10 protein-coding genes are annotated in these 10,352 nt (G+C 65.9%); 7 read left to right on the top strand and 3 right to left on the bottom strand.

Annotation, left to right across the window (positions count from 1 at the left end):
* Positions 1-185 precede the first annotated feature (185 nt).
* Positions 186-380, bottom strand: coding sequence for a hypothetical protein (locus CCD76_RS03950; RefSeq protein ID WP_087718251.1), 195 nt, complete (start codon positions 378-380; stop codon positions 186-188).
* A gap of 479 nt (positions 381-859) precedes the next feature.
* Between CCD76_RS03950 and CCD76_RS03940 the strand changes: the two genes are divergently transcribed.
* The 3 genes from CCD76_RS03940 (at position 860) to CCD76_RS03930 (ending at position 5,060) form a co-directional block, all read left to right on the top strand.
* Positions 860-2,113 (top strand): lytic murein transglycosylase, encoded by a 1,254-nt coding sequence (locus CCD76_RS03940; RefSeq protein WP_256961090.1) that lies wholly within the window; start codon positions 860-862, stop codon positions 2,111-2,113.
* 215 nt (positions 2,114-2,328) lie between these two features.
* Entirely contained in the window at positions 2,329-4,590 is a 2,262-nt protein-coding gene (gene flhF / locus CCD76_RS03935) for a flagellar biosynthesis protein FlhF (RefSeq protein WP_087718248.1), read from the top strand.
* Positions 4,587-5,060, top strand: a complete 474-nt coding sequence (locus CCD76_RS03930; protein ID WP_087718247.1) for a hypothetical protein — start codon at positions 4,587-4,589, stop codon at positions 5,058-5,060. The genes flhF and CCD76_RS03930 overlap by 4 nt, the downstream gene beginning before the upstream one ends.
* A gap of 80 nt (positions 5,061-5,140) precedes the next feature.
* Here the strand turns inward: CCD76_RS03930 and CCD76_RS03925 are convergent, their stop codons facing one another.
* Entirely contained in the window at positions 5,141-5,851 is a 711-nt protein-coding gene (locus tag CCD76_RS03925; RefSeq protein ID WP_087718246.1) for a 16S rRNA (uracil(1498)-N(3))-methyltransferase, read from the bottom strand.
* Positions 5,852-6,067: 216 nt separating this feature from the next.
* Here CCD76_RS03925 and purD point away from each other — a divergent pair, with 216 nt between their 5' ends.
* The 4 genes from purD to coq7 all read left to right on the top strand — a co-directional run bounded on the left by purD (position 6,068) and on the right by coq7 (position 9,530).
* On the top strand, positions 6,068-7,363 hold the full coding sequence (gene purD / locus CCD76_RS03920) for a phosphoribosylamine--glycine ligase (protein WP_087718245.1): 1,296 nt from the start codon (positions 6,068-6,070) through the stop codon (positions 7,361-7,363).
* Positions 7,364-7,560: 197 nt separating this feature from the next.
* Entirely contained in the window at positions 7,561-8,433 is an 873-nt protein-coding gene (locus CCD76_RS03915; RefSeq protein ID WP_071231367.1) for a phosphoribulokinase, read from the top strand.
* Positions 8,434-8,466: 33 nt separating this feature from the next.
* Positions 8,467-8,811, top strand: a complete 345-nt coding sequence (locus CCD76_RS03910) for a histidine triad nucleotide-binding protein (protein WP_071231368.1) — start codon at positions 8,467-8,469, stop codon at positions 8,809-8,811.
* A 77-nt stretch (positions 8,812-8,888) separates the two neighbouring features.
* Positions 8,889-9,530 carry a 2-polyprenyl-3-methyl-6-methoxy-1,4-benzoquinone monooxygenase gene (coq7, locus tag CCD76_RS03905; protein WP_087718244.1) on the top strand — a complete coding sequence of 214 codons (642 nt, stop codon included), beginning with the start codon at positions 8,889-8,891 and terminating at the stop codon, positions 9,528-9,530.
* 208 nt (positions 9,531-9,738) lie between these two features.
* Here the strand turns inward: coq7 and CCD76_RS03900 are convergent, their stop codons facing one another.
* A complete protein-coding gene (locus CCD76_RS03900) occupies positions 9,739-10,158 on the bottom strand; it encodes an OsmC family protein (RefSeq protein WP_087718243.1) in 420 nt (139 codons plus the stop codon).
* Positions 10,159-10,352 lie beyond the last annotated feature (194 nt).

Below are 10,352 nucleotides of genomic sequence, written 5' to 3'. Positions count from 1 at the left end.
GTAACTCGCTCCAGTGTAAGCGATGTTGCCAGCCGCACGAGGCGTAGGTCGCGAGACTGTGGCAGAGAGTCGGTGCGGTAGTGATCTTCTCCGCGAGGCAGGCTCGCTCAGGCGGACAAGAGACGACGGCGAGCGGGGGACCCGCGGTGGCGGCGCGCGTCGCGCCACGGGAACTCGTCGCCGGGTCAGAGACGCTGGGGCGGATCGGTCAGATAGGGACGGCGCACGCCGCGAGGCGCCAGCATCCAGGCGGGTGTCTGGTTCTGGGTCGTGATCGTGCCGGCACGGGGCGGCAGAGCCCGGGCACCGATACGAGTCTGGGCGCCAATACGACAGGTCGCGCATGTCAGCGACAGCTGGCTAGGCATGTGGCCCGGCATGGTGTCTCTCCTCCCTTCAGAAAGCGCCCGATCATAATTTGCGATACGCGAAATTATTGAAAGTATTGATGATTTATGAGAATCGGGCGACAGCGTTGAACCGACTTTACCACGCCGATATGCCCCTAGCCATAGGGGGCGGCACCGGGGAAGTCATCCGGGTAGAATCGCCGGAGGACGTCGAAAAGGGGGACTCGAGCCGTGAGCCTGGCGCTTCCATCGGTGTATCCCGGATATCGAGGCGATCACCGATCGAGGTTCCCGGGGCGGCGGGATACGCTACACTGCGGGGGCAATTTGGTTGGCGTATCGACGCCGACATACAGGATATTCAGCATTAAGGATGTGCTTTTGTGAAGCGTTCACTGCCGGTCAAGGCTCCTGCCACACTCTCGCTCTGTCTTTGTCTAGCGCTTCTGGGATGTCAGAGCGTTGCCGATACGCATACTGTGTCGAACGCCTCGAACACGAGTGGCGCCGTGGCTTCGTCATCGTCGTCTTCCGTCGCTTCCGGGGCGACCTCCTCGAAATCGGCCGATGCTGCGGACAGCGCCGGTGAGAGTGCTGATGCCGCAACCGACGCCAAAGCAAGCCCGGAAACGCCGAAGGATCCGGCGGCGTTCGACGCCTGGGTGGCCGATTTCCGGCAGCGGGCCGCCGCCGAGGGTATCGATCAGGCAACCCTGGCCGAGGCGTTCGACCCGGTCAGCTATCAGCCCCGCATCCTCGAGTACGACCGCTCCCAGCCCGAATTCACCCGCCAGGTCTGGAGCTATCTCGACAGTGCCGTCTCGGCGCAGCGCGTTTCCACCGGCCGCGCGCGTCTTGCCGAACATCGCGCCACGGCGGATCAGGTAACGCAGCAGTATGGCGTACCGGGGGAGGTGATCGTCGCCATCTGGGGGATCGAGAGCAATTACGGCAGCAACTTCGGCAACTTCGAGACCATCGACGCGCTGTCGACGCTGGGGTTCGATGGCCGCCGTCAGTCGTTCGCGCGCGGCGAACTGATGGCCGCGCTCAAGATTCTACAGAACGGCGATATCGACCGCGATCGCATGCGGGGTTCCTGGGCCGGGGCGATGGGTCATACCCAATTCATTCCGAGCAGTTTCCTGGCCTACGCGGTGGATGAAGATGGCGACGGCCGTCGCGATATCTGGGGCAGCATTCCCGACGTGATGGCGTCGACCGCCAACTATCTGGAGGCTTCCGGCTGGCAGCGGGGGCAGCCCTGGGGCGTCGAAGTCACATTGCCGGACGACTTCGACTATTCGCAGACCGAGCTGTCGGTACGCCACGATGCCCGGGCGTGGCAAACCCAGGGAGTGAAGCGTCTCGACGGCAGCCCGCTGCCGGACTTCGATCAGGCCTCGGTCATCGCGCCCGCCGGCGCCAAGGGGCCGGCGTTCCTGGTCGGCCACAACTTCCGCGTGATCATGCGCTACAACGCCTCCACCAGCTATGCGCTGGCGGTGGCGACGCTGTCGGATCGGCTGGCCGGACGGCCGGGCATCCAGGGCGAGTGGCCGCGCGGGGAGCCGGCCCTGTCACGTGATCGCATCCGGCGCATGCAGCAGGAGCTCAATTCCCACGGGTTCGATGTCGGCACTCCGGATGGCCTGGTCGGTCCCAACACCCGTGCCGGATTACGCGCCTATCAGCGCAGCATCGGTGTCATTCCGGATGGTTACCCCACGCAGTCGCTGTTCCGGCGCCTGACCGAGAGCTGAACCGTCAGGGAAGGCTGAGCCGGACGCAAGCGCTGCGCCGAGCGCGGATCCGGCAGGGCTCGTTGCCTAGCTGTCCGGTCAGCCCTCGAATTGGCGCCGGTTTGATGGCCATTCCCACCCATGCCCGCGATCTTCCGACTGGCAGACTGTGGGCGCGAAACTCCAGAGGCGGTCAGCGGTAGAACGGCAGACTGCCTCGCATCATCGAGGAAGTCATGGGCGTCCAACGTTTCACTGCCAGCAATAGCCGCGAAGCCATGCGTCAGGTGAGGGCGGCGCTGGGGGATCAGGTACTGATCCTTTCCAACCGTTCCGTCGAGGGTGGCGTCGAGATCATCGCCATGCCCGAGCAGGAGCATGAGCAGACGCTCTCCAGCCTCGAGTCGCCGGCGGCGGAAGCGCCCCCCGCGGAAGCGCCGGCCCCGGCTCCGGCCCCCAACCCGACCCTGGAAACGCTGCAGGCCCTGAACCGCCAGTTGCTGGAGGACGTGCGCGCCATGCTTAGCGGGGGCACGGCTTCCTCGCAGAGCGACGCAGCATCGTTGACGACCGCATTGCGTCAACGTCTGATCCAGGCCGGCTTCAGCGCTTCGCTCGCCGACGAGGTCATTCAGGATCCGCCGGAAGAGCTGCGCGACGAACAACCGGAGTCCCCCGCCGCGAAGGCCTGGCTCGTGCGCCAGCTGCGCGCTCGCCTGTCGCTGCTGGATGACGAGGAAGCCCTGTTCGAGAGCGGCGGCGTGTTTGCCCTGGTCGGCCCCACCGGTGTCGGCAAGACCACCACCACCGCCAAGCTGGCCTCCCGCTACGTGATGCGTCACGGCCCGAAGGACGTCGCGCTGGTGACGACGGATAGCTACCGTATCGGTGCGGCCGAGCAGCTACGCATCTACGCCCGGCTACTGGGCTCGGAAGTCCACGCGCTCGAGGAGAACGGCAATCTCGGCGACCTGCTGGCGCGTCTGACCCAACCGCGCCGGGCACTGCTGTCACGCAGCGGAGGCAAGAAGCTCACGGTGATCGACACGGTCGGCATGAGCCAGCGGGACCAGCGGCTGGTAGGCGAGATCGCGCGGCTGGGGGCCGGCCCGGCGCCGGCTCGGCGGGTGCTGGTGCTCAACGCGGCCAGTCACGGCGATACCCTGGCGCAGGTCATCGAGGCCTGGCAGCAGGCCTCGCAGGAGGCGGGAGAGCCGCTGTGGGGCTGCATCCTGACCAAGCTCGACGAGGCGGCACGGCTGGGTAACGTGCTGGATGTGGTCATTCGCCATCGGCTCAGGCTCTGCTACGTCTCCCGCGGCCAGCGCGTGCCGGAAGATCTCGAACTCGTCGATGCCGACGCCCTGCTCGACGAAGCGCTGGCACTGGCCGGCGATTCGCCCTTCGTCAGCGAGGCGGCGGCCACGGTGCCTCCGCAGCAGGCGCGGCAGCAGGCGCTCTCGCGTGGTGTTCTGCGTCAGCGCGATGCCCTGGTTGCGACGCTCGATACCCTGAGACAGCACAATCTGGGCATGACGCTGCTCGAGCAGATCTGGCGCCGTGCCAAGCGTTCGACGCAAGCCGGGGGCGACGAGTTCGCCCGGCTCATGGCGGGCGCTACCCAACAGAGCCTGCTGGCCGCTGCGGACGTGCCCCACGCGCTCTACTGGTCCAAGGCCACCAGCGTCAGTGGCGCCGATCAGGCGATGCCACTGGTGTCGCTGGATCATCACGGCATGCCCCAGCCGCTGACCTGGCCGCGACACCGTCTCCCCGCGGGCAGTGCCGAACAGTTTCGCTGGGCCGACGATCTCGGCGCGGGCTGGCATCTGCTGGCGCAACTGCCGGCCGTCGCCGACCTCGAACGTTTCGAGGCCGCCGGGCGCGGCTGGCTGGCGGCCGTGACCGGCGCGCGCCGGATTCGTCATGCCGGCGAATGGCTGCCGCTGTCTCGGGCGATGACGCTGGGCGAAGCCGTCGAGCCGCAACCCCTGCGCCACCAGGGGCGTGCCGCCACTCTTCACCTGACGCGGCTGGAAACGAGCGTCAGCCAGCGGCGCCAGGATGCCTACAGCCTGCCGGTGGTGGCGTGGTACGGCGAAATTCGCGACGCCGACGATGGCCGCAGGCTGGCCAGACGTTACTGGCTGAGCAGCAGCCAGGCGGGGCTCGATATCGCATCGCGCCTGCCCCCGGCGGTCATGATCGAGACCCTGCCCGGGCTGACCCGGCAGGCCGATCAGGCAATGCAGGAGCGCGGGCTGGTGAAGGATCGGGAGCAGCGCTGGCAGCTGGCCTCGACGCTGGCGGCGCTGGCGGTGCGCTTGAGTGCGGAAGAGGCGGATTGGGCGATGGACGTTCGCGCACGGCTTTCCGGTATCGCCCAGCGTCGTTGCGGTCGTCGGCCCAAGGCGCTGATGGAAGCGCTGATGGACACGCTGAGCGCCCATGACGCCCTGATGGGGCTCGACGCCAGCGACCGGGGGCAGGCGGCATGACCGATCAGGCGGCAGGGCTGCGCGCCTGGGCTGCCCCCGGCACCGTGCCGCTGGGGGTGATCGGAGAACCGGACGACGAGGGGCTGATGCAGGCGCTGGCGCAACTACCAGCTCCTGCGGGCCGGCGCTGGCAGGTCACGCTGGAAGCTCAGGCCGCGTCGGCGACCGTGCGGGCCTGGGTGCTGTGGGTCGATGCCGCGCAGGTCGACGTGGCCGATCTCTACCGGCGGGTGAAGCGGACGCTGGCACCGGTTGCCTCGAGCGCTGGCCCTGCCGTGCCTCTGCTGCTGTGGGTGCAAGACGCCGGCAACAGCGGGGCCAGGCCCACCCTGGATGCCGCGACGGCGCAGCTGCTCACCAACCTGGGCACGACGCTGCGGCGCTTTCTGAATATCGAACTCATCCGCGACCTGGCTGACTGGCAGCGCCGCCTGCCCGAGGAGTTACCGAAGCCGGCCACGGATTTTTGACGCGTGCATGAATGTTCTGACGCGCGCGGGCGCTCTCGGCCCAGCCGTCACGCCGCGCCATCGGGCCGGCAGCCGGCGGCTCAGAACAGTCGAGACAGCAGCGCCGTCACGGCCGTCTCGACGCGCAGGATGCGCTCTCCCAGATGGATCCCCTCGAAGCCCAGTTCGAGGAACTTCTCCACCTCGTAATCGACGAAACCGCCTTCCGGACCGATGGCCAGCAATGTGGCATCGCTGATGCCGCGCGGGCAGGCCTGAGCCAGCCCGGGGTGGGCCAGCAAACCGCGATGATCCGCGAGCATGGCCGGCAGTCGATCTTCCGCGAACGGCTTGAAACGGGTTTCGAACGCGATCTCCGGTAGCCGGGTATCGCGGGCCTGCTCCAGCCCGAGCAGCAGATGCTGGCGGATCTTTTCCGGCTTCAGCTCGGGAGATTGCCAATAGCTCTTCTCGACGCGGCGGGTATGCATCAGCGTTACGCGTTTGACCCCCAGCGCCGAGACGTGCTCCAGCGTTCGCGCCAGCATGCGCGGCCTCGGCAGTGCCAGCAGCAGGTGAACCGGCAGCGGCGCCGGCGGCTCGCGATCGAGCGTGACCCGGAACTGTGCTTCGGTATCGGTCAACGACAGCAGCTCGCCGCGGCCGATCAGGCCGTCGAGGGCGCCCACGGTCAGGCAGTCTCCCGGCGCGGCGCGATGGACTTCGCGGAGATGGTGCAGGCGGCGCGGATCATGGAGACAGGCGTGAGTGTCGTTCGCCCAATCTTCGGGCTGGAGCAGAATCAGGTTCATGGAGATGGCGGTTCAGCGCATGGCAACAGGGAGTCAGGCAGGCGGCCATTCTGCCTGAACGGCGCACGCGAACATAGCATGCGAATATAGCCGCCCAGGGCCAGCGGGATGCCCGAACACAGCGGCGAGCAGGACACCTTTCTGACATAATGCCCGTTCACTCTCTCACTCAGCCACTCACTCAGCCAATCAAGGCTCGGCAGAAGAAGGTTAGCGATGAAGGTTCTGATCATTGGCGGGGGCGGGCGCGAACATGCGCTGGCATGGAAAGCGGCACAATCACCGCAGGTCGAGACGGTTTTCGTGGCACCGGGCAATGCCGGCACCGCGCGGGAGCCGGGGCTGACCAACGTTGCCATCGATGTCATGGACAGCGAAGCGCTGATCGTCTTCGCGCGTGACAACGCCGTCGATCTGACGATCGTCGGGCCGGAAGCGCCGCTCGTCGCCGGCGTCGTCGACGCGTTCCAGGCAGCGGGGCTGGCCATCTTCGGCCCGACCGAGGGCGCCGCGCAGCTCGAGGGCTCCAAGGCATTCACCAAGGACTTCCTGGCACGCCACGCGATTCCGTCCGCCGACTACCAGACGTTCAGCGAGGTCGAATCCGCGCTGGCCTACCTCGGGCAGAAGGGCGCGCCGATCGTGATCAAGGCCGACGGGCTGGCCGCGGGCAAGGGCGTGGTCGTGGCGATGGCCGAAGCCGAGGCCGAAGCGGCGATCCGTGACATGCTCGAGGACAACGCCTTCGGCGATGCCGGAGCGCGGGTCGTGATCGAGGATTTCCTCGAGGGCGAGGAGGCCAGCTTCATCGTCATGGTCGATGGCGAGCACGTGCTGCCGATGGCCACCAGCCAGGATCACAAGCGCGCCGGCGACGGCGATACCGGGCCCAATACCGGTGGCATGGGCGCTTACTCGCCGGCGCCGGTGGTCACCGAGAGCGTTCATCGACGCATCATGGATGAGGTGATCCTGCCCACGGTGCGGGGCATGGCCGCCGAAGGCCACCCCTATACCGGTTTCCTCTACGCCGGGCTGATGATCGATGCCGACGGCGCCCCTAGAGTGATCGAGTACAACTGTCGTTTCGGCGATCCGGAAACCCAGCCGATCCTGATGCGGCTGAAGAGCGATCTGGTGGCGCTGTGCCAGGCCGCGCTGGAACGGCGTCTCGATCAGGTCGAGTGCGAATGGGATTCCCGTGCCGCCGTGGGCGTGGTGCTGGCGGCGAAAGGCTATCCCGGCAGCTATCGCAAGGGTGACGAGATTACCGGGCTCGACGCGGCGGACGCGGCCGGCTGCAAGGTGTTCCACGCCGGTACCCGCATGAGCGACGATGGTCGCGTCGTCACCAGCGGCGGGCGCGTGCTATGTGTGACCGCTCTCGGCAACACGGTCGGCGCGGCGACGTCGCAGGCCTATGCCGGGCTCGAGATGGTCCGCTGGGACGGCGCCGAATATCGCCGCGACATCGCCCATCGCGCCATTGCCCGAGAACGTCAGTCGTCCTGAACGATCGGGCGTCATAGAGACAAGGAAACCCGCCATGCAGCGTGCGATGCGCCAACGACCGGCCAATCGCCGGCTCGATCTGTCGAGCTATCGCGGGGCCACGTCGAATGGCCGCGGCAGCGCGCTGATCTGGCGAGAGCGGATCTGGCGAAAGCGGGTTTGGCGAAAGCGAGTTTGGCGAAACAGAGAGGCATCGCATGTCGCGTGAATTTCCGATCATCGCGGTGACCGGCTCGTCGGGAGCCGGTACCACCACGGTCAAGCGAACGTTCGAGCGCATGTTCGCCCGCGAGGACGTGCACGCCGCGTTCATCGACGGCGATGCCTTCCATCGCTACTCGCGGGCGGAGCTGGCGCAGATTCTGCAGACCGAGCCGGAGCGCAAGGCCGAGCTTTCTCACTTCTCGGTCAACGCCAACCTGCTCGACCGGCTCGACGCGCTGTTTCAGGAGTACGGCGAGAGCGGCAAGGGGACCTATCGCCACTACATTCATGCCGAAGACAAGCGCATGATCGAGGCGGGCTGGCAGGTCGGCACCTTCACCGACTGGCAGCCGATCCCCAGCGGCACCGACCTGATGCTCTACGAGGGGCTTCATGGTGGCCTGGTGACCCACGAGGTCGACATCGCCCGCCACGTCGACATGCTGATCGGCGTGGCGCCGACGATCAATCTCGAATGGCTGCAGAAGATCGATCGCGACACCAAGCTGCGGGGCTATTCCCAGGAGGCGGTCATCGACACGATTCTGGGCCGCATGCACGACTACGTGCGCTATATCCAGCCCCAGCTCTCCCGTACGCACATCAACTTCCAGCGCGTGCCGACGGTCGATACCTCCAACCCGTTCGAGCTTCAGGACGTACCCAACGATGGCGAATCCTTCGTGGTCATCCGCTTCCGCGACCCGGCGGCCGTCGACTTCCCCTATCTGGTCACCATGATTCATGATGCCTTCATGAGTCGCCCCAACACGCTGGTCGTGCCCGGCGCGCGACTGTCGCTGGCGATGGATCTGATCCTCGCGCCGCAGGTACGACAGCTGCTGGCCCAGCGACGCTTTCGCTGAGGCCGGGACATCATTTCGATATCAGGAGTTCTCATGGAGCCGACACTTTTCAGCAAGATCATCGATCGCGAGATACCGGCAGACATCGTCTACGAAGACGACGAGGTACTGGCCTTCAACGACATCGATCCCAAGGCGCCCACGCACATTCTGATCATCCCCAAGAAGCCGATCGCCACTCTCAACGACATCGAGGAAGAAGACCTGGCGCTGATCGGCCGGCTGCAGTACACCGCCGCCAAGCTGGCCAAGCAGCTCGGATTCGCCGAGGACGGCTACCGCGTGGTGATGAACTGCAACGAAGCGGGCGGGCAGTCGGTCTATCATATTCACATGCATCTGCTGGGCGGGCGCCGGATGCAGTGGCCGCCGGGCTGAGCGCAACGGCGCAACGCGCGCCGGCCCACTCGACAGTGACCGACCTTGTTAAGCCGCCAGACCGCCAGGAGACTCCGATGACACGCCAGATTTCCCGTGCCGACAATCTGATCCATCAGTTCGATACCGTGCTGCGCACGCTGGTACCCAAGGCGGCCCAGCCGAGTCGACCATCCCCGGCCAATGTGCAACCCGAAAGCTTTCTCGACGAGGAGCAGCGTCGTCAGGTCGCGGGGTTGATGCGCATCAACCATACCGGCGAGGTCTGCGCGCAGGCGCTCTATCAGGGTCAGGGCCTGACGGCGAAATTGACCGAGACCCGCGAACGCATGGAAGAAGCCGCCGCGGAGGAGATCGATCACCTGGCATGGTGCGACCAGCGCCTGCAGGAGCTCGACGGCCGCACCAGCTATCTCAACCCCGCGTTCTACGCCGCCTCCTTCGGCTTGGGCGCGCTGGCCGGCGCGATCGGCGACCGTGTCAGTCTCGGCTTCGTTGCCGCCACCGAAGAGCAGGTGGGACGCCATCTCGAGTCGCATCTGCGCAAGCTGCCGATCGACGACAAGCGCTCGCGGGCGGTACTGGAGCAGATGTGCATCGACGAAGCGCAGCACGAACGCTGGGCGCTGGAATCCGGCGGCAGCCGCTTCCCGCTACCGGTGAAGTGGGGCATGCGGTTGGTGTCGAAGGTCATGACGAAAAGCGTCTACCGGATCTGAACCGCAAGCGACGACGAAGGGGCAGCTTTAAAAAGCATCCTCGAACGAAAATGCCAGCGATAAACATCGCTGGCATTTTGCGTTTGAGGCAGGAGCCTGCTCCTCGCGGCTCGCGGCTCGCGGCTCGCGGCTCGCGGCTCGCGGCTCGCGGCTCGCGGCTCGCGGCTCGCGGCTCGCGGCTCGCGGCTCGCGTCTCGCGTCTCGCGTCTTACGCCTCGACGATCTCGTAGGAGTGGGTGATTTCCACGCCGCCCTTGGCGAGCATCAGCGAGGCGCTGCAGTATTTCTCGGCAGAGAGGTCGACGGCGCGCTTCACCACGGCATCCTTCAGCCCTTTGCCGGTGACGACGAAGTGGACGTGGATCTTGGTGAACACGCTGGGGGTGCCGTCGAAGCGCTCGGCTTCCAGGGTGGCGACGCAGTCGGTGACGTTGGCGCGAGCCTTTTCGAGAATCTGGATGACGTCGAACGACGTGCAGCCGCCGAGACCCATCAGCACCATTTCCATCGGGCGCGGGCCGGTGTTGCGGCCGCCGTGGTCCGGGTTGCCGTCGATCACGATACTGTGGCCGCTGCCGGATTCGGTGACGAACTGGCGGCCGTCGGTCCATTTGACTGTGGCTTTCATGGCAAGGATTCCTTAGAGGGTGTTTACAAATTCGACGAGCGAAGGCAAGACAAGGCGAAATCGGTCGAAAAAGCGGAGTTTACATGGAGTAAATGAGTATTTTGAGATCGATTTCAACGCCGTATTGCCGAGCGCAGGCATTTTGTAAATGCCCTCTTACTGGGGATTCGTCGTTGAATCACGTGTTGATCGAT

The organism is Salinicola salarius (assembly GCF_002179555.1).
GTDB classification, from domain to species: Bacteria; Pseudomonadota; Gammaproteobacteria; order Pseudomonadales; family Halomonadaceae; genus Salinicola; species Salinicola salarius_A.
This window is presented reverse-complemented; position numbering and strand designations above follow the sequence as displayed.